At 39.5% G+C, this 19489-nt stretch carries 17 protein-coding genes; 12 read left to right on the top strand and 5 right to left on the bottom strand.

The features are described 5' to 3' along the window. Positions 1 to 21 precede the first annotated feature (21 nt). From TPSD3_RS14440 to TPSD3_RS14495, 12 genes are all read left to right on the top strand, one after another. Positions 22 to 1797: an AAA family ATPase gene (locus TPSD3_RS14440; RefSeq protein WP_086489246.1), complete on the top strand. Its 1776-nt coding sequence runs from the start codon at positions 22 to 24 to the stop codon at positions 1795 to 1797. A 54-nt stretch (positions 1798 to 1851) separates the two neighbouring features. Continuing rightward, positions 1852 to 2484: a response regulator transcription factor gene (locus TPSD3_RS14445; RefSeq protein ID WP_086489247.1), complete on the top strand. Its 633-nt coding sequence runs from the start codon at positions 1852 to 1854 to the stop codon at positions 2482 to 2484. 176 nt (positions 2485 to 2660) lie between these two features. After that, entirely contained in the window at positions 2661 to 4235 is a 1575-nt protein-coding gene (locus tag TPSD3_RS14450) for a hybrid sensor histidine kinase/response regulator (RefSeq protein ID WP_086489248.1), read from the top strand. A 54-nt stretch (positions 4236 to 4289) separates the two neighbouring features. Further along, the gene (locus TPSD3_RS14455) at positions 4290 to 6071 is read left to right on the top strand and encodes an AAA family ATPase (protein WP_086489249.1); all 1782 of its coding nucleotides are present in this window, start codon (positions 4290 to 4292) and stop codon (positions 6069 to 6071) included. Between the two features lie 228 nt (positions 6072 to 6299). Continuing rightward, positions 6300 to 7154: an Rpn family recombination-promoting nuclease/putative transposase gene (locus tag TPSD3_RS14460; RefSeq protein ID WP_086489250.1), complete on the top strand. Its 855-nt coding sequence runs from the start codon at positions 6300 to 6302 to the stop codon at positions 7152 to 7154. A 25-nt stretch (positions 7155 to 7179) separates the two neighbouring features. Then, positions 7180 to 8070 carry an Rpn family recombination-promoting nuclease/putative transposase gene (locus tag TPSD3_RS14465; protein ID WP_086489251.1) on the top strand — a complete coding sequence of 297 codons (891 nt, stop codon included), beginning with the start codon at positions 7180 to 7182 and terminating at the stop codon, positions 8068 to 8070. Between the two features lie 25 nt (positions 8071 to 8095). Next, the gene (locus TPSD3_RS14470) at positions 8096 to 8962 is read left to right on the top strand and encodes an Rpn family recombination-promoting nuclease/putative transposase (RefSeq protein WP_086489252.1); all 867 of its coding nucleotides are present in this window, start codon (positions 8096 to 8098) and stop codon (positions 8960 to 8962) included. Positions 8963 to 9090: 128 nt separating this feature from the next. Further along, entirely contained in the window at positions 9091 to 9345 is a 255-nt protein-coding gene (locus TPSD3_RS14475; protein WP_086489253.1) for a type II toxin-antitoxin system Phd/YefM family antitoxin, read from the top strand. Then, positions 9338 to 9601 carry a Txe/YoeB family addiction module toxin gene (locus tag TPSD3_RS14480; protein ID WP_086489254.1) on the top strand — a complete coding sequence of 88 codons (264 nt, stop codon included), beginning with the start codon at positions 9338 to 9340 and terminating at the stop codon, positions 9599 to 9601. The genes TPSD3_RS14475 and TPSD3_RS14480 overlap by 8 nt, the downstream gene beginning before the upstream one ends. Before the next feature lie 218 nt (positions 9602 to 9819). After that, complete coding sequence (locus TPSD3_RS14485; protein WP_086489255.1) at positions 9820 to 10962, top strand: Re/Si-specific NAD(P)(+) transhydrogenase subunit alpha; 1143 nt, start codon at positions 9820 to 9822, stop codon at positions 10960 to 10962. Further along, the gene (locus tag TPSD3_RS14490) at positions 10959 to 11252 is read left to right on the top strand and encodes an NAD(P) transhydrogenase subunit alpha part 2 (protein WP_086489256.1); all 294 of its coding nucleotides are present in this window, start codon (positions 10959 to 10961) and stop codon (positions 11250 to 11252) included. The genes TPSD3_RS14485 and TPSD3_RS14490 overlap by 4 nt, the downstream gene beginning before the upstream one ends. After that, the gene (locus TPSD3_RS14495; protein WP_245391614.1) at positions 11249 to 12763 is read left to right on the top strand and encodes an NAD(P)(+) transhydrogenase (Re/Si-specific) subunit beta; all 1515 of its coding nucleotides are present in this window, start codon (positions 11249 to 11251) and stop codon (positions 12761 to 12763) included. The genes TPSD3_RS14490 and TPSD3_RS14495 overlap by 4 nt, the downstream gene beginning before the upstream one ends. 99 nt (positions 12764 to 12862) lie before the next feature. On the opposite strand, the gene TPSD3_RS14500 is transcribed toward TPSD3_RS14495, so the two are convergent. The 5 genes from TPSD3_RS14500 to TPSD3_RS14520 all read right to left on the bottom strand — a co-directional run bounded on the left by TPSD3_RS14500 (position 12863) and on the right by TPSD3_RS14520 (position 19475). Next, positions 12863 to 13723 carry an Rpn family recombination-promoting nuclease/putative transposase gene (locus tag TPSD3_RS14500; protein ID WP_086489626.1) on the bottom strand — a complete coding sequence of 287 codons (861 nt, stop codon included), beginning with the start codon at positions 13721 to 13723 and terminating at the stop codon, positions 12863 to 12865. A 31-nt stretch (positions 13724 to 13754) separates the two neighbouring features. After that, a complete protein-coding gene (locus TPSD3_RS14505) occupies positions 13755 to 14603 on the bottom strand; it encodes an Rpn family recombination-promoting nuclease/putative transposase (protein WP_086489257.1) in 849 nt (282 codons plus the stop codon). Between the two features lie 198 nt (positions 14604 to 14801). Further along, positions 14802 to 15176, bottom strand: coding sequence for an endonuclease domain-containing protein (locus TPSD3_RS14510; protein WP_086489258.1), 375 nt, complete (start codon positions 15174 to 15176; stop codon positions 14802 to 14804). Positions 15177 to 15409: 233 nt separating this feature from the next. Next, positions 15410 to 17800 (bottom strand): AAA-like domain-containing protein, encoded by a 2391-nt coding sequence (locus TPSD3_RS14515; protein WP_086489259.1) that lies wholly within the window; start codon positions 17798 to 17800, stop codon positions 15410 to 15412. Between the two features lie 202 nt (positions 17801 to 18002). Next, positions 18003 to 19475, bottom strand: coding sequence for an AAA-like domain-containing protein (locus TPSD3_RS14520; RefSeq protein WP_086489260.1), 1473 nt, complete (start codon positions 19473 to 19475; stop codon positions 18003 to 18005). Between the last annotated feature and the right edge of the window lie 14 nt (positions 19476 to 19489).

Here is a 19489-nt window from a genome sequence, read left to right on the forward strand (position 1 = left end):
CCCAAACTGGAGCGCAAAAAAATGAAATTCCCTTATGGCATTAGTGATTTTAAAGCAATTATTACCGAAAACTATTTCTATATTGATCGCACGGATCGTATCCCTTTAATTGAATCCGCAGGCAAACAACTTTTATTTTTGCGCCCGCGCCGTTTTGGTAAAAGTTTATTGCTGAATATGTTATCGAATTATTACGATATGGCTAATGCAGACGAATTTGAAACCTTATTTGGTCATTTAGCCATTGGGAAAAATCCCACTGAAAAACATAATCAATATTTGGTGATGACTTGGGATTTTTCCAAAGTGGATGCGCGAGGGACGATTGAAGAGATACAGGGTCGTTTATATGATCATGTGAATAACAGTATTAAGGCATCTGCTGAAAAATATCAACTTGATGTCGTTATTAATAGAGGCAATGCCGTATCGTCTTTTGATGATTTTCTCCGAGCAAGCTGCGCTAAAAATCACAAACTTTATCTTTTTATAGACGAATACGATAATTTTGCCAACGAAGTCATGGCTTCAAAAGTCCATAATAATGATCGTTATGCGGATTTAGTGTATGGCGAAGGCATTTTAAAATCATTATTTAAAAATGTAAAAGCGGCGGCTGCAGGTAATGGACTAGATCGGGTTTTTATTACGGGCGTTTCGCCTGTGATTATGGCCGATATTAGCAGCGGTTATAATGTGGCTGATAATATTTATCGCAATCCAGAATTTAATGATTTATGTGGGTTTACTGAAATTGAAATTCAGAAAATCTTAAATCAAGTGAATCAGGAATGTCAGCAACGCGGAGAATTAGTAGATATTGAAACGGCAATGAAAACCATGCGGCAATTTTATAATGGTTATTGTTTTAATCAGCATGATTTTACGTCGGTTTATAATCCTACCCTTGCGCTTTATTTTTTGAAAAGTTTAGCCCAATATTGCCGCTATCCTGATGACTTATTAGACCATAATTTAGGCATGGATCGAGACCGTATTAATTATATCGCGCAATTGCCGAATGGCCCTGCATTAATTCAGCGAATTTGTGATGACAGTCAACAGGTTATCGTGCCGAAATTGCATGATCGGTTTGGGGTCAAAGATATGCTTGAGCAAGAGCAAACTCAAAATGAATTGGCTTCTTTACTCTATTATTTGGGTGTATTAACACAGGATAAAGTGGTGGATTTAGGTGAGTTGCAATTGCGTGTGCCTAATTTAGTGATTCGCAGTTTATATGTGGAGAAATTACGCAAATTATTATTGCCCGATGTGCAATTAGATGATTATCGTCAAGCAAAAAATAATTTTTTTAAAACAGGCGATTTACAACCCTTATGCAATTTTATTCAAGAGCGGTTAAATATTTTTAGTAATCGTGATTATCGTTGGGTGAATGAATTTGCGATTAAAACGGCGTTTATGATGTTATTGTTTGATGATCGTTTATATATTGTCGATTCAGAACCCGAATTAAAACGGCAATATGCGGATTTTACTTTAATTGCACGGCCTGATATGCGTAAATATGAGATGCTGGATCATTTAATGGAGTTTAAATTTGTGAAATTAAGTGATGTAAATTTAAGCGGGAAAGAAGTGCAACATTTATCGGAGAAAGTATTGCAAGAATTACCCCAAGTACAAACTGCATTTACCGCCGCATTTGCGCAATTAGAAACGTATAAGCCGATTTTATTTGAGCGTTATGGAGAAGAGGTATTGCACTTGCAAACGACGGCCGTAGTGGCGGTTGGGTTTGAGCGGTTGGTGTGGCGGAAAGCAGGAGAATAAAAACAATTTTATTAATCGGTTATAAACACCTTTAATTAACATAAGGAAAATAGAGTGAAATTACTTATTGCTGACGATCATTCTTTATTTAGAGAAGGTTTATCTTTATTGGTAACTCATCTTTTACCACATTGCACTATTTATCAAGCAGAGAACTGGGAAAAAGTACATGAGGCTTTAGCGCAATATTATTTTGATGTAATGTTATTGGACATTTTTATGCCAAGACAACAAACATGGGAAGAAGAGTTAATCAAGGTGATTAAAAAAGAAACTCAAACCATAATTTGCGTTATTTCAGCATCGTCAGAAAAGGAACTTTTGCAAACCTTATTTCGTGTGGGCGTAAAAGGTTATATTTGCAAAACGGCAAGCAGTGCAGAAATTATAAATGCTTTATTGCAAATCATAGAAGGCAATAGGTATTTTCCAGCACAATTATTACAAGAAGAAACAGGAGAAAATAACAGTGAATCTATTCATTTATTAACGTTACGTCAAAAAGCCATTTTAAAGTTAATGATTGAAGGAAAAAGCAATAAAACTATTGCAGAAGAACTTCATTTAACTGAAAACACAGTAAAACGACATATTTATAATATTTGTAAAATATTAAATGTCAATAGTCGTGTAGAAGCGGTTAGTTTAATACTTAAAAAAGAATTATTGAATTATATTGCATTATAATTGAGCAATTTTATGCCACAAATTAGTCAAGCGATATTATTAAAAGAACAAATGCGTATGGCGATTGAAGGCTATATTCCTTCTGCACTTTCTACTTTTGCGACAAGTTTATTGCTTTATTTTTTTTAAGTGATGCCTTAGAAACCTCTAAGTTTTACATTAATATATGGTTATTAATGCAAAGCCTACTTTGTGTTATTTGGTTCATTTTATACATTCGCTATCATCATAATTATGCGTCTATTGCTGAGAAATGGTTATGGATTGAAATTTTACTTAATGCCTTATCGGGTTTGGGATGGGGCTTATGTTGGGTATTGTTTATTAACCCTGACAGTTTAGGTTCTGTCATTTTGCTTAATGCGATGATTTCAGGAGTATTAACGGCTTATGCCATTGCCACACCCCTGCACAAATTGGCGACAGCAACTTGCATGTCTTTTTGCATATTTCCTATTGTTATTAAATCGTTATTTTTTATGACTAACCCTGTTTTTTATTGGTTAGGTATGGCTTCTTTATTACTGCTTATTTTTGCTTATATGTTTAGCCTTAAATTGCATGATTTATATTTAAAAATGTTATTACAGGTAGAAGAAAATATTGGATTGGTTAATGAATTGCAAAAAGAAAAACAACAGCTTGAACAATTAAATATAGAAAAAACCCGTTTTCTTGCGGCTGCGAGTCATGATTTACGTCAACCGATTCAAGCCATGAAATTATTTATTGATATTTTAGCTTCATTATTAACCCAAACTCCGCAAAAAGAAATTTTAAGCAAAATTGAAGAATCCAGTCAAAGTTTATCGGGTTTGCTTGAACCATTGCTTGATATTTCTCGCCTTGATTCTGGCACGATTAAACCGCAACCACAATGGATTTATATTGATGATTTGTTTTATCATATTGAGCAACAATACAATGGTTTTGCGGCTAAAAATCAAATTACTTTACGTTGTGTAAGTACATCGCAACAGGCTTTTATTGATTCGGCGCAGTTAGAACGAATTTTAAGTAATTTGGTGGACAATGCAATTAAGCACATGAAACGAAAGGGAAAAATTGTATTGGGTTTGCGCAAACAAAAACACGGTTTTAGGATTGAAGTTTGGGATAATGGGCAAGGTGTTCCTGAAGCGGAACACGAAAAAATTTTTTATGAATTTTATCAAGTGGATAATCCTGAGCGTAATCGTAATAAAGGAATTGGCTTGGGTTTGTCAATTGTCAAGCGTTTAACTAAATTAATGGGAGGTCAATTGACTTTTCGTTCTGTTTTAGGAAAAGGATGTTATTTTAGTTTATATTTTCCTTTAATAGAAGGGGAAAAGACGATTGTGCAAGAGACCAAAATTATTCCTTTATTAGATGAAACAATAGCATTACCACAAGCAAATGTTTTAATTATTGAAGATGATAATCATGTCATTGAAGCACTCATAAGATTATTGGAACATTGGGGATTAAATACTCGTCATGCTTATAATGCAGAAACCGCTTTATCTACTTTAGATACATTTTCACCTGATTTAATTTTAACGGATTATCAATTACAACAAGGAGAAACAGGATTAGCTATTATTAAATTAGTGGAACACCATTTAAATCGCCCAATTCCTAGTTTAATTATTACAGGCAATACCTCAGAAGATACCGTTAAATTTTTGCAAACATTACCCATTCCCGTTTTTTATAAACCCATTGCCGCAGGGAAGTTAAAACTGGCATTATATCAATTATTGAAATAATAGATTAGTTCTTTATGATTTTACCCATTTCTACATTTAATAGAGCGCAAAAAAATGAAATTTCCTTATGGTATTAGTGATTTTAAAAAAATCATTGAGCAAAATCTTTTTTACGTTGATCGCACAGATCGCATTCCGTTATTAGAAGAAGCGGGTTATCAACTGCTCTTTCTCCGCCCACGCCGTTTTGGTAAAAGTTTATTGCTGAATATGTTATCGAATTATTACGATGTGGCTAATGCAGACGAATTTGAAACTTTATTTGGCCATTTAGCGATTGGGAAAAATCCTACTGAGAAACATAATCAATATTTGGTAATGACTTGGGATTTTTCCAAAGTGGATGCGCGAGGGACAATTGAAGAGATACAGGGTCGTTTGTATGATCATGTAAATAACAGTATTAAGGCATCTGCTGAAAAATATCAACTTGATGTCGTTATTAATAGGGGCAATGCCGTATCGTCTTTTGATGATTTTCTCCGAGCAAGCTGCGCTAAAAATCACAAACTTTATCTTTTTATAGACGAATACGATAATTTCGCCAATGAAGTCATGGCTTCAAAAGTCCACAATAATGATCGTTATGCGGATTTAGTTTATGGCGAAGGCATTTTAAAATCATTATTTAAAAATGTAAAAGCCGCGGCGGCAGGTAATGGATTAGATCGGGTTTTTATTACGGGCGTTTCGCCTGTGATTATGGCGGATATTAGCAGTGGTTATAATGTTGCTACTAATATTTATCGTTATCCGCGTTTTAATGATTTGTGTGGTTTTAATGAAGCTGAAATTAAACAAGCATTACATCAAGTGGCTAATGAATGTCAGCAGAATGGAGAATTAGTGGATATTGAGGCCGCGATGAAAACCATGCGCCAATTTTATAATGGTTATTGCTTTAATCAGCATGATTTGACCTCAGTTTATAATCCTACTTTAGCCCTTTATTTTTTGAAAAGTCTTCAGGAAGAATACCGCTATCCTGACGATTTATTAGACCATAATTTAGGCATGGATCGAGACCGTATTAATTATATCGCGCAATTGCCGAATGGCCCTGCATTAATTCAGCGAATTTGTGATGACAGTCAACAGGTTATTGTGCCGAAATTGCATGATCGCTTTGGGGTCAAAGATATGCTTGAGCAAGAGCAAGAAGAAGAAGCACTGGCTTCATTGTTATATTATCTTGGCGTTTTAACACAAGATAAAGTTGTCGCGCTTGGCAAGCTCCAATTACGCATTCCTAATTTAGTGATTCGCAGTTTATATGTGGAGAAATTACGCAAATTATTATTACCCGATGTGCAACTCAGTGATTTTAGTCAAGCAAAAGAACAATTCTTTATTACAGGCGATTTACAACCCTTATGCGAGTTTATTCAAGAACGACTGAATATTTTTAGTAATCGGGATTATCGCTGGGTGAATGAATTTGCGATTAAAACGGCGTTTATGATGTTATTGTTTGATGATCGTCTTTACATTGTCGATTCTGAACCCGAATTAAAACGACAATATGCGGATTTTACTTTAATTGCACGGCCTGATATGCGTAAATATGAGATGCTAGATCATTTAATGGAGTTTAAATTTGTGAAATTAAGTGATGTGAATTTGAGCGGGAAAGAAGTGCAACATTTATCGGAGAAAGCATTGCAAGAATTACCGCAAGTGCAAGCCGCATTCACCGCCGCATTTGCGCAATTAGAAACCTATCAACCGATTTTATTTGATCGTTATGGAGAAGATATATTGCGCTTGCAAACCACGGCGGTGGTGGCGGTTGAATTTGAGCGGTTGGTGTGGTGGAAAGAAAAATGGCAAAATTAATTCTACAGGTCTAAAAATAATAACCCACTAAGTTAGACAGTGTCGTCACAAGATTTGTAACCAAATCAAGCCAGTATGTATGAATCGACTGTCGAATAGAAGGAGCATTATCCATCGCAAAAAACATGAAGAAAATGGGGTTGCCTGTGCAACTTATTGTCGAAGCCACTAACTTGTCTGCGGCTGAAATAGAGACTTTATAATCACTTATTACACGGAAAAATCACGATGACACGCAAACTCATCAGCTTTGACTGGGCAATTAAAAAAATTCTGCGCAGCAAGGCTAATTTTGGGATTTTGGAAGGGTTTTTATCTGAATTATTATTTACTGATATTCAGATTCTTGAAATATTGGAAAGTGAGGCCAATCAAGACACGGAAGATAATAAATTTAATCGCGTTGATATTAAAGTCAAAGACCGCGATGAGAAAATTTATATCGTAGAAGTGCAATTTTCGCGTGAATTAGATTATTTGCAGCGAATTCTTTATGCCAGTTCTAAAGTAATCACTGAGCATTTGCCTAAAGGTGCGCCTTATTCTGAAGTGAGTAAAGTCATTTCGGTGAATATTTTGCATTTTGATTTAGGTAAAGGCGATGATTATATTTATCATGGCACGACGCGCTTTATTGGTTTGCATAATCAAACCGAATTAGAATTGAGTGCAGAACAACAGCAGTTATATTCTGCGCAAAAAATTGCGGATTTATATCCTGAATATTATTTAATTGAACTGCGTAATTTTAATAATGTGGCAAAAGATACTTTAGATGAGTGGATTTATTTTCTTAAAAATGAGCAGATTGAAGATAATTTTACCGCTAAAGGTTTAAAAGAAGCGAAAGAAACTTTAGACGTGTTAAAAATGAATCCACAAGAACGCTTGGCTTATGAACGTCATCAGGAAGCCCTGCATTATCAAGCCAGTATGTATGAATCGACTTATGTATTGGGGAAATTAGAAGGTCGAATGGAAGAGGCATTATCCATCGCAAAAAACATGAAGAAAATGGGATTGCCTGTGCAGCTTATTGTCGAAGCCACTAACTTGTCTGCGGCTGAAATAGAGACTTTATAATCACTTATTACACGGAAAAATCACGATGACACGCAAACTCATCAGCTTTGACTGGGCAATTAAAAAAATTCTGCGCAGCAAGGCTAATTTTGGGATTTTGGAAGGGTTTTTATCCGAATTATTATTTACTGATATTCAGATTCTTGAAGTGTTAGAAAGTGAGGCCAATCAAGACACAGAAGATAATAAATTTAATCGCGTCGATATTAAGGTCAAAGACCGCGATGAGAAAATTTATATTGTAGAAGTGCAATTTTCGCGTGAATTAAATTATTTGCAGCGAATTCTTTATGCCAGTTCTAAAGTAATCATTGAGCATTTGCCTAAAGGTGTGCCTTATTCTGAGGTGAGTAAAGTCATTTCGGTGAATATTTTGCATTTTGATTTAGGTAAAGGCGATGATTATATTTATCATGGCACGACGCGCTTTATTGGTTTGCATAATCAAACTGAATTAGAATTGAGTGCCGAACAACAGCAATTATATTCTGCGCAAAAAATTGCGGATTTATATCCTGAATATTATTTAATTGAACTGCGTAATTTTAATAATGTGGCAAAAGATACTTTAGATGAATGGATTTATTTTCTTAAAAATGAGCAGATTGAAGATAATTTTACCGCTAAAGGTTTAAAAGAAGCTAAAGAAACTTTAGACGTGTTAAAAATGAATCCACAAGAACGCTTGGCTTATGAACGTCATCAGGAAGCCTTGCATTATCAAGCCAGTATGTATGAATCGACTTATGTATTGGGGAAATTAGAAGGTCGTGTGGAAGGTTTAGTGGAGGGACGGGCAGAAGGTCGAATAGAAGGAGCATTATCCATCGCAAAAAACATGAAGAAAATGGGATTGCCTGTGCAACTTATTGTCGAAGCCACTAACTTGTCTGCGGCTGAAATAGAGACTTTATAATCACTTATTACACGGAAAAATCACGATGACACGCAAACTCATCAGCTTTGACTGGGCAATTAAAAAAATTCTGCGCAGCAAGGCTAATTTTGGGATTTTGGAAGGGTTTTTATCTGAATTATTATTTACTGATATTCAGATTCTTGAAGTGTTAGAAAGTGAGGCCAATCAAGACACAGAAGATAATAAATTTAATCGCGTCGATATTAAGGTCAAAGACCGCGATGAGAAAATTTATATTGTAGAAGTGCAATTTTCGCGTGAATTAGATTATTTGCAGCGAATTCTTTATGCCAGTTCTAAAGTAATCACTGAGCATTTGCCTAAAGGTGCGCCTTATTCTGAGGTGAGTAAAGTCATTTCGGTGAATATTTTGCATTTTGATTTAGGTAAAGGCGATGATTATATTTATCATGGCACGACGCGCTTTATTGGTTTGCATAATCAAACTGAGTTAGAATTGAGTGCCGAACAACAGCAGTTATATTCTGCGCAAAAAATTGCGGATTTATATCCTGAATATTATTTAATTGAACTGCGTAATTTTAATAATGTGGCAAAAGATACTTTAGATGAATGGATTTATTTTCTTAAAAATGAGCAGATTGAAGATAATTTTACTGCTAAAGGTTTAAAAGAAGCTAAAGAAACTTTAGACGTGTTAAAAATGAATCCTCAAGAACGCTTGGCTTATGAACGCCATCAAGAAGCCTTGCATTATCAAGCCAGTATGTATGAATCGACTTATGTATTGGGGAAATTAGAAGGACGGGCAGAAGGTCGAATGGAAGAGGCATTATCCATCGCAAAAAACATGAAGAAAATGGGGTTGGCTGTGCAACTTATTGTCGAAGCCACTAACTTGTCTGCGGCTGAAATAGACGCTTTGTAATCACTTACACAGAAAAACCAACAAATTCAGACAACAACTTGAGAATGACTGACTCCCTGTTCCATTTGCTGTACAAGTTAAAATTTCAACGATATACTTGTCCTGTTAATGGTACATCTGGAGGTTTTATGAGAATTGTATCTTTTACAGAAGCAAGAAATAGCTTAAAAGCCGTATTAGACGCAGCCGTTAATGATGCAGATACCGTAGTTATCACGCGCCGCGATGCTGAAGATGCCGTTGTGATGTCGTTGGATTACTATAACAGCTTAATGGAAACGGTGCATTTGCTGCGTTCGCCCGCCAATGCAGATCATTTGAACCGTTCCATAGCCCAGTTTAAAGCCGGTAAAGTCAGCCAAAGAGATTTAATGGATGAGTAGTCGCTTACTCTCATGGACAGATGAGTCATGGAACGATTACTTGTATTGGCAGACACAAGACAGGAAAACGCTTAACCGTATCAATAAATTGATCCAGGATGTTAAGCGTTCTCCTTTTGAAGGCATCGGCAAACCGGAGGCATTAAAAGAAAATTTAGCCGGTTTTTGGTCGCGTCGCATTGATGACACAAACCGATTGGTGTATGCGGTCGAAGATAAGGCCATCACGATCATTTCATGTCGTTATCACTATTAAATCAAGCACTTATCGCATACCCAGCGGACAACGCATTCACGCATTTAAACGTGACTTGGAATGTGTGTTATTTTTGCCTTCCCAAGCGATCACACCTTTTCTATTGTATTTTAAGAGCGCATTTATGCGTGCATTTTGTATCATCTATGCCACTGTTCGCCAATATCTGCTACATTTCTCACTCAACCTAATAAACCAAAACGAGGGACAGTATCACTATGCCTATTTGTGTGGGGGTGACTAAAGAGCGTCTGCCGCAAGAACGCCGTGTGGCGTTGGTGCCGGAGATCGCTAAACGACTCAAATCATTCGGAGTCACTATCGTCATGGAAACCGGTGCCGGCCAAACGGCAGGTTTCCTCGATCAACACTATCAAGAACAGTCCGTTAAAATTGTTGAAACCGCATCTGCTGTGTATCAGCAGGCAAATTTGATTTTAACGGTCAATGCACCGTCTTCTGAACAAATCAATTTGATGACATCAGACACCGTGTTAATCGGTTTTATGTCGCCGCACCGTGATCCTGATCGGATTCGCCTATTGCAAACCCGTTCGATCACCAGTTTTGCGATGGAACTGATTCCGCGGATTTCGCGGGCGCAATCGATGGATGCCTTGTCGTCGCAAGCGGCTGTGGCGGGTTATAAAGCGGTGATTATGGCCGCTGATTTGGCGATGGTGTTTTTCCCGATGTTGACCACTGCGGCCGGAACAATTCGCCCAGCGAAAGCTCTGATTATCGGGGCAGGCGTAGCGGGATTACAAGCAATCGCTACGGCGCGGCGTTTGGGCGCAATGGTAGAAGGCTACGACGTGCGCGCCGCGACTAAGGAACAAGTCGAATCGCTAGGCGCGAAATTTATCGACATGCCTATCCGTGCCGAAGGCCAAGGCGGCTACGCCAGAGAATTAACCGCCGAAGAACGACAACAACAACAGGAAATTCTGGCTAAACACGTGGCCGCCGCGAATGTGGTGATCACGACGGCCGCCATTCCCGGCCGCCCTTCTCCCAAAATTATTACGCAAAACATGGTCGAACGCATGGCCAGCGGTTCAGTGATTGTGGATTTGGCGGCCGAAGGCGGCGGGAATTGTGAATTGAGTCAAGCAGGAAATACGATTCAACACCGCGGAGTCGTTATTCACGCGCCTTTAAATGTGCCAAGTCAAACGCCTTTGCACGCCAGTGAAATGTATTCGCGTAATTTGTTCAATTTGCTGTCTTTAATGCTGAATAAAACCGGTGAATTAACGCTGGATTGGTCAGATGAAGTGATCAACAGCAGTTGTCTTACCACGGCGGGGGAAATTAAGCACGCACCCACGCGCACTATGGTTGAAGGAGCGAAATCATGATTGAGGGATTTACCGCACTGTATATTTTTATGTTAGCGGCTTTTACAGGTTACGAAGTGATTGCCAGAGTGCCTGTGATTTTACATACGCCACTGATGTCGGGTTCTAATTTCGTACACGGCATTGTCTTGGTGGGCGCGATGGTCGCACTCGGACATGCCCAAACAGGATTGGAACAAACTATTGGTTTTATCGCCGTTGTTTTTGCTGCGGGTAACGCTGTCGGCGGTTACGTGGTGACCGAGCGCATGTTGGAAATGTTCAAAAGCAGTCAAGGAGGTACGAAGTGAGCAATCGAGAAGACTTAGAAAACGCATTAAGCCAACATCGAGAGTCTCTGGCACACTTAGAACATGTGATCAATGATTACGTGCAAACGGCTTCTACCACTACAACACCTCCAGTAGAAACAGTAAAAACATCGGTTGGATATATGCCTTTGATTGAAATCACTTATTTTGTGGCAGCGGTGTTATTTATTCTGGGTTTGAAAAAAATGAGTTCCCCAGTGACCGCGCGCAATGGGATTGTGTGGGCGGGAGTGGGGATGGTGATCGCCACGCTGGCGACTTTTTTCTATCCTGATTTACACAATTATATTTTGATGATCATTGCCATTGCGATTGGATCGGCTGCGGCGTGGTGGACGGCAAAACGAGTCGCCATGACCGATATGCCACAGATGATCGCCATGTATAACGGTCTCGGTGGGGGCGCAGCAGCGGCAATCGCAGCGGTTGAATTACTCAAAGGGACAGAACATCCATTGAGTGTGCAAGTGTTAGCGGTATTGGGTGCGTTAATCGGAAGTGTGGCATTTTCAGGTTCTGTCATCGCTTATGCCAAATTAGACGGCTTGTTAAACAGCACCTTCCGTTTTGCCAATCAACAATTGGTTAATTTAGCCGTATTTGTCGTGACGGTGATTTTAGGCGCGATCATTGTGTATCAAGGCGCGGAGGCTTCTGCATTCTTGATTATGATGTTCTTTATATTGGCATTGGTTTTTGGCGTATTGATGGCCTTGCCGATTGGTGGCGCGGATATGCCGGTGGTGATTTCCTTGTTCAATGCTTTGACGGGTCTGGCTGTGGGTTTTGAAGGCTTTGTTTTAGGCAATGCCGCGATGATCATTGCAGGAACGGTCGTGGGATCGGCAGGGACATTGTTGACTCAGTTAATGGCTAAAGCCATGAATCGCCCCTTAACCAATATTTTATTTAAGAATTTTGGCGGTTCTAGCAGCGGCGGTTCAACCGATGTCGAAGGCAGTATGAAAGCCATTGAACCCAGCGATGCGGCCGTGATGATGGCGTATGCGGGACAAGTGGTGATTGTGCCGGGGTACGGCATGGCTGTGGCTCAAGCCCAGCATAAAATTTGGGAATTGTCGAAAGCCTTAATTGATCGCGGTGTTCGGGTTAAATTTGCGATTCATCCCGTTGCAGGACGGATGCCCGGCCACATGAATGTGTTACTGGCTGAAGCAGGTGTGCCTTATGATTTAATTTTCGACATGGACGAAATCAATGCCGAATTTGAGCAAACCGATGTGGTTTTGGTGATCGGTGCGAATGACGTAGTCAATCCCGCCGCCCGCAAAGACCCCAGTAGTCCAATTTATGGAATGCCCATTTTAAATGTCGATAAAGCGCACAATACCATTGTGATTAAACGCGGACAAGGTAAGGGATTTTCTGGCATTGAGAATCTGTTATTTTACGCCGACAATACTCGCATGTTATATGGCGATGGACAAAAAGCAGTGGCTGAATTATTACAACAGGTTAAAGAGTTTTAAGACCTGTTTTATTTAAAAAAGTCGCGTTTTTTTCTTAATAAAAACACCCCATAGCTAATGAATTGGTATGGGGTGTTTTTTCAGAATTTATAATATTACTTATAATTCATCAATTTGTGCAGAAGATAAGCCTGCCATTCGTGTAATAATTTGGGTCTCCATACCTGCGGCTTTCATATTTTTCGCTATGTTTAATGCGCCCACAGTTTTACCCTCTTCTATGCCCTCTGCCTTTCCCTCCGCTCTCCCCTCTTCTTTAGCCGTCACCATTGCGGCGCGAACGCCTAGATAATCCAGTAGGTTTTTTTCATACGCAGAATATTGTTCTTGGCTGAGATTGGCTAATTCTGCGGTTTTGAAGGCTTTTTGGAAAATCGGCTCATTGAGAATAGCAGGGATATGTTCAAAAGTTTCTAGGTTTTTTAGAAAATAAATCCATTTGTCAAAGTGAGTTTCTAATTCATCCGCTTGCTTGTTGAATAACGGCATTTGTAGGAATTTAAAATGGAGTTTGTCAAAAAATAATTGTCCTTCTTCATCGCGTAACGCAACATCACGACGAAATTTGGCCATTTCCTTCGTTTCATCATAGACAAAATCGAGAATAGCCACAAAATAAACGGGGTCGAGTTTAAATAACCAATCGCCTTTTTTCGCTTGGTCTCGGATGGGGAAAGTGACATAAAAAACGGAGCGGTCTTTAAAAAACTGCAATTTGGCTTTTTGCATTTCAACAATAAAATGTTGTCCTGTGGTGCTAATGCAGCTAATATCAAAAATGGCTTTGCGCTCTAAAGGAATATCAGGGAGTTGCTCCGTATTTTTAAAGTTCAATTCTGCAATTTGATGTTGTTCTGGCAAAAGTTGGTTGAGAAAATCAATTAATAAATCTTTATTGGCTTCTTCACCAAATAGTTTTTTAAAACCAAAATCAGTGTAAGGGTTTAGGTATTTGTTCATGGTCATGTTCTCTCTTGTCTCAGCTACACACTTATAATTCATCAATTTGTGCAGAAGATAAGCCTGTCATTTGCGCAATAATTTGGGTCTCCATACCTGCGGTTTTCATATTTTTCGCTATGTTTAATGCGCCCACAGTTTTACCCACTTCTATGCCCTCCGCTCTCCCCTCTTCTTTAGCCGTCACCATTGCGGCGCGAACGCCTAGATAATCCAGTAGATTTTTTTCATACGCAGAATATTGTTCTTGGCTGAGATTGGCTAATTCTGCGGTTTTGAAGGCTTTTTGGAAAATCGGCTCATTGAGAATAGCAGGGATATGTTCAAAAGTTTCTAGGTTTTTTAGAAAATAAATCCATTTGTCAAAGTGAGTTTCTAATTCATCCGCTTGCTTATTGAATAACGGCATTTGTAGGAATTTAAAATGGAGTTTGTCAAAAAATAATTGGCCTTCTTCATCGCGTAACGCAACATCACGACGAAATTTGGCCATTTCCTTCGTTTCATCATAGACAAAATCGAGAATAGCCACAAAATAAACGGGGTCGAGTTTAAATAACCAATCGCCTTTTTTCGCTTGGTCTCGAATAGGGAAAGTGACATAAAAAACGGAGCGGTCTTTAAAAAACTGCAATTTGGCTTTTTGCATTTCAACAATAAAATGTTGTCCTGTGGTGCTAATGCAGCTAATATCAAAGATGGCTTTGCGCTCTAAAGGAATATCAGGGAGCTGTTCAGTATTTTTAAAGTTCAATTCTGCAATTTGATGTTGTTCTGGCAAAAGTTGATTGAGAAAATCAATTAATAAATCCTTATTGGCTTCTTCACCAAATAGTTTTTTAAAACCAAAATCGGTGTAAGGGTTTAGGTATTTGTTCATGGTTGTGTAGTTAAATAAAAATATTCAGGTATTAAAAGCGTTCAGAGTTTTTACATTTCTAGTGCTAGGAGGGGGGAGTTAGAATAAAAATAAAAACAAGCACTTGACAAATTTCCTCTTTCCTCTTTCTCCCCCTCCTAGCAGGAGGGGGCAGGGGGGGCAGGGGGGGCGGTAGAAATGTTTAAATTCACCACTCTTTTAAGATTCAAGTCCACACTCGCTTGCAATCTTTCTTAAAACGTCATCTATGTGCTTATTAATTTCTATATTAGTAAATCGTAAAAGTTTGATATTCCTTTCTTTTAGCCACTGAGTCCGCGCAAAATCATAATTTTGTTGTTCCATTTCAAAATGATGACTACCATCAATTTCTATAGCCAACTGATGCTCGTAACAGAAAAAGTCCAGAATGAAACGATGAATAGGATGTTGGCGGCGAAATTTTAATCCATGAAACCGTTTATTACGCAAATATTCCCACAATTTACTTTCTTGAGTTGTAACAGAATGACGAAGTTCACGCGCACAAAGTAAAATATTTGGATGTACAAGTTTTATTTTTTCGGTGGACATTGTTTATTCCTTTATTGTCAGGAAGTTAAGTAGGTCGTTAAATAAAAATATTCAGGTATTAAAAGCGTTCAGAGTTTTTACATTTCTACCGCCCCCCAACCCCCCTCCTGCTAGGAGGGGGGAGTTAGAATAAAAATAAAAACAAGCACTTAACAAATTTCCTCTTTCCTCTTTCTCCCCCTCCTAGCAGGAGGGGGCAGGGGGGCGGTAGAAATTTCAATATTCTGTAGATACTAAGGATTTTTCAAGCGTTCTTGAACATCAGCAATTTCAGACTTCAAAGCCTCCAATTCAGTTTGCACTTGAACATCTCCTGAACTTTGTGCCACCAGCTTTTCGGTAATGCTTAAAGCCTGTTGATAACGGGCAAGTGCTTCTTTCCAATCTTCATTTGCCACATAAATTTGTGCCAGTTTGTAGTGGCTAATCATCAAATCGCGTTGTGCTTGGGCATCCGTGGGGTCGGACGCGGCGAGTCGTTTTAAAATATCATACATCTGTTGGTAAGCGCGCAGCGCGTCGTTGGCATTGCCTAAGCGTAACTGCACGTTGCCTATTTTCTCATAGCTGACCGACAAATCGCGTTGTGCTTGGGCATCCGTGGGGTCGGACGCGGCGAGTCGTTCACGAATCTCAAGACTCTGTTGGTAAGCGCGCAGCGCGTCGTTGGCATTGCCTAAGCGTAACTGCACGTCGCCTATTCTTTCGTGACTAATAGACAAATCGCGTTGTGCTTGGGCATCCGTGGGGTCGGACGCGGCGAGTCGTTCAGCAACTTCTAAACCTTGTTGGTAAGCGCGCAGCGCGTCGTTGGCATTGCCTAAGCGTAACTGCACGTCGCCTATCTTGTTATAACTAATCGACAAATCGCGTTGTGCTTGGGCATCCGTGGGGTCTAACTCGGCGAGTCGTTCACGAATCTCAAGACTCTGTTGGTAAGCGCGCAGCGCGTCGTTGGCATTGCCTAAGCGTAACTGCACGTCGCCTATCTTGTCATAACCAACAGACAAATCGCGTTGTGCTTTGGCATCCGTGGGGTTGGATGCGGCGAGTCGTTCACGAATCTCAAAACTTTCTTGATGTGCAGCAAGTGCCTTGTCAATCTTGCCAAATTTTAACCACATATCTCCTGTTCTGTCCAAGTTTATAGCCTTTTCCCGCAAAGCTTTAGGCGTGTTTGGATCAAGGGCATAAATACGCTCTAATAACGCCACATTGCCCTGTAGGGTTTTTTCCACAATTGGCTGGGTGCGGGGGATGTTTTCTAAACCATCCACCAATTGATAAGTGAGTGTGTTAATCGCTTTTAAAGCAATTTCTTTTTGCTCTAAAGCAATATTACGTTGTTCCTCTGCTAATTGTTCATTTTTTACCGCCACTTCACGCGCCGCTACAGCCAATTCTTTTTGCTTCACCGCCTCCTGCTCTGCCGTCCAGCCCCAAATCGCCAAACCGCCCACCACACTCAGTATCACCGCTGCAATCCCCGCCGCTTGCAAAAAACCACGCCGTTGTGCGGCTTTTTGTCGCTGTTTCTCCGCATCAGGTAAATTGGCAATAATCCACTTCTTATCAAACACCCGAAAATAAATCCGATTGCGCACCCATAAATAATTTTCCAATACCCGCACCAAACCCGCTAAACGCAACACGCTAATAATTGGATTGGTGTCATCATCTTTGAGCCGTTTACGCCGCCACACTTGGCGATATAAATCTAAAATTGCCGCATGATCCTGTTCTTTCGCCAATAATTGCGTACGCACATGCTGCAAATTGGTTTCGCTATCGCGGGAACGACTGGAAAAAAACAGCTCCTCACATAAACGATCAATTCCTTTCGCATTCACAATGGTTTTATCATCAGCCACCGCTTGACACAGTTTCTGCGTTAAATAAGGTTGACCATTAGTCCAATAAGCGATTCTTTGCAATAATTTTTGCGCCAATATTGGCTCGCGTTCTAAACCTTGCATTAAAGGCTGCATTTCTTCTAAAGAAAAATCCTGCAAATCAATTCGCTTGCCGATATTAAACGGAGTCATGCGCGTATCGCGGATGAGTTCTGAAGGAGTCACCACACCGATCAAACAAAAGGTTAAGCGTTGTAAATCCGTATCTTGCACACGGTCATTAAAACAAGAGCGAATCGCGGCAAAAAATTCATCCATAGAAAAAGGCAAAGTGCGCACGCTGTCGATTTCATCAAAACCAATCACAAAATAATCATCACTGGCTTTGACCACCGTTTGCACCGCCAACATCCAACGATAAAGCGGATCGAAATCAGGATTATTTTTCCAACATTCAACCAATTCAGCGCGTTTGCCTAAGGACTTGCCTAACACATCCAATAAACTGCGATACCACTTTTCAGCCGAAGTATTGCTTGAGCCTAATTTAGTCAATTCTATAACAGCGACTTGAATATTTTCCTCACGCAGACGTTGTGCCACCCGTACAATTAAAGAACTTTTGCCCATTTGCCGACTATTTAACACATAACAATATTCGGCATTTTTCAAGGCTTGAAATAAATCCGTGTCCGCTTGTCGCTCGATATACGAAGGATTATCAGCAGCTAACGTGCCGCCTGACGCGGAATAATGAAACGTTTCAGTCATTTAGGTTTCTCCTGTTCAGAATATTTGCTTTTCTACCGCCCCCAACCCCCTCCTGCTAGGAGGGGGAGAAAGAGGAAATGAGGTAACTGTTTGTTTTTACTTTAACTCCCCCCTCCTAGCAGGAGGGGGGTTGGGGGGCGGTAGAAATGCCGATATTGTAGATTATTTCTATTTGGGGACTGGGTTAAATTTTAACAAAAAATTACCCCATCAAATGCCGCTGCAAATAACGTTGATACACTTGACAGCGAAATTCAGCCGTTTCTCTGTTTTCTCCCGTCAAAATACCTGCGCTGCGTAAGCGATAAAAATCGTCGTAATTAGGAATTCTTTTCTGAAATAAACTACGCACCACATCAGACAATTCTTTATCCCGCTGCAACAGCATAATAATGCGTCGCAAATGATCACCAAAAACCCCCTCTTCTTGCAAACATTGGGCTTCAAATTCGGCAATAGATAAAGATTTTTTAACCATCTCATTTAAACCCGCTCGCGTTAAATAAGGATGCCCTCCCGTTAAAATAAAAAATGCCGTGATTTCCGCCTGATTTTTTAGCGGATTATTATAACGACGGTTTAAATTAGCCACTTCTTTAAGACAAAAATCTCTCAACACCAATTTAGTCCCGACATTAAAAGGGGATTGATTTTGGTCTTTAATAAACAAATAACTTTCAGTGGCATAAGCAATGGCAATGCTTAATCGATGACAAGGATTATCAGGATTTAAAGCCCGTTCATTATGCCAACTGCGCAATAAAGCAAATACATCGCTGCTAAACTCATGATGAAACAAAAAATCAGCCTCATCAATCGCCCATAAAACCGTTTGTTTGGTTGAGCCGAGAATATGCTCCATAAAATAATTTTCAAAATTAGTCGTTGCCAAACAATCCTCATCCCATACCGATTTGGGCGACACGCTCAATTTCAATTGTTTCCCCAACGCCGTACCAATGCCCAATAAAAAATCATCTAAAGTTTTCATTTGCGACATGGGTAATTTTTGACAATCTGTCCAAATCACACAAATATTGCGTTCACGGGCATCCTGAATTCCACGCGCCAATAACGATGTTTTTCCCACCTGACGCGCTCCTTTAAGCAATATCACACTATCACGCTGCTTTAAAGCCTGCATAAACTCCGCATCAACAGGACGATGGATATAAAAATTAGAATGCAACGGCACTGCGCCGCCAACCATTTCTAATTCATAATGATTTGATTCTACAGCGATTTCTGGCTCAGGTTGTTTTTCCTGCTTTACGCCTTGAATAAATGACCAATGGGCTTGTTGCAATTGCGTCTGTACATACCAGTTCATTAACACATCAGCCGCACTTAAAGCCGATTGAATATAAGCCAATGTAATTGGCTCTTCATTATGCTGATCATGGCTTGCAAAATTACCCAATTTTTGGATCGTTTCTAATTGGGGATAAATATAAGCCAATGGCAATTTTTTATTCTTAAAAAATTCCATGTAATTATCCAAAGTCATGGGCTTATCGGGTTGCTTGCCCATTTCCTGCGTATATAAACCCCGACAAATGGCCTCTGCAAATTTGCGGCTATCCATCAAACGATGTTCAGGTTCAGTCTGATGATTAAAAACAGCTTGATAACGTTTTTCCAAACGAGCGAAATCGTTGGCTTGATCTTCAGTCATAATAAAAACTCCTT

The organism is Thioflexithrix psekupsensis, assembly GCF_002149925.1.
Taxonomy (GTDB): domain Bacteria; phylum Pseudomonadota; class Gammaproteobacteria; order Beggiatoales; family Beggiatoaceae; genus Thioflexithrix; species Thioflexithrix psekupsensis.

Excerpts from the sequence above, each read along its gene's own strand:
- TPSD3_RS14440 (WP_086489246.1), top strand. The coding sequence starts at position 22 with ATGAAATTCCCTTATGGCATTAGTGATTTTAAAGCAATTATTACCGAA.
- TPSD3_RS14450 (WP_086489248.1), top strand. The coding sequence starts at position 2,661 with ATGCAAAGCCTACTTTGTGTTATTTGGTTCATTTTATACATTCGCTAT.
- TPSD3_RS14455 (WP_086489249.1), top strand. The coding sequence starts at position 4,290 with ATGAAATTTCCTTATGGTATTAGTGATTTTAAAAAAATCATTGAGCAA.
- TPSD3_RS14460 (WP_086489250.1), top strand. The coding sequence starts at position 6,300 with ATGACACGCAAACTCATCAGCTTTGACTGGGCAATTAAAAAAATTCTG.
- TPSD3_RS14465 (WP_086489251.1), top strand. The coding sequence starts at position 7,180 with ATGACACGCAAACTCATCAGCTTTGACTGGGCAATTAAAAAAATTCTG.
- TPSD3_RS14470 (WP_086489252.1), top strand. The coding sequence starts at position 8,096 with ATGACACGCAAACTCATCAGCTTTGACTGGGCAATTAAAAAAATTCTG.
- TPSD3_RS14475 (WP_086489253.1), top strand. The coding sequence starts at position 9,091 with ATGAGAATTGTATCTTTTACAGAAGCAAGAAATAGCTTAAAAGCCGTA.
- TPSD3_RS14480 (WP_086489254.1), top strand. The coding sequence starts at position 9,338 with ATGAGTAGTCGCTTACTCTCATGGACAGATGAGTCATGGAACGATTAC.
- TPSD3_RS14485 (WP_086489255.1), top strand. The coding sequence starts at position 9,820 with ATGCCTATTTGTGTGGGGGTGACTAAAGAGCGTCTGCCGCAAGAACGC.
- TPSD3_RS14490 (WP_086489256.1), top strand. The coding sequence starts at position 10,959 with ATGATTGAGGGATTTACCGCACTGTATATTTTTATGTTAGCGGCTTTT.
- TPSD3_RS14500 (WP_086489626.1), bottom strand. The coding sequence starts at position 13,723 with ATGAACAAATACCTAAACCCTTACACTGATTTTGGTTTTAAAAAACTA.
- TPSD3_RS14505 (WP_086489257.1), bottom strand. The coding sequence starts at position 14,603 with ATGAACAAATACCTAAACCCTTACACCGATTTTGGTTTTAAAAAACTA.
- TPSD3_RS14510 (WP_086489258.1), bottom strand. The coding sequence starts at position 15,176 with ATGTCCACCGAAAAAATAAAACTTGTACATCCAAATATTTTACTTTGT.
- TPSD3_RS14515 (WP_086489259.1), bottom strand. The coding sequence starts at position 17,800 with ATGACTGAAACGTTTCATTATTCCGCGTCAGGCGGCACGTTAGCTGCT.
- TPSD3_RS14520 (WP_086489260.1), bottom strand. The coding sequence starts at position 19,475 with ATGACTGAAGATCAAGCCAACGATTTCGCTCGTTTGGAAAAACGTTAT.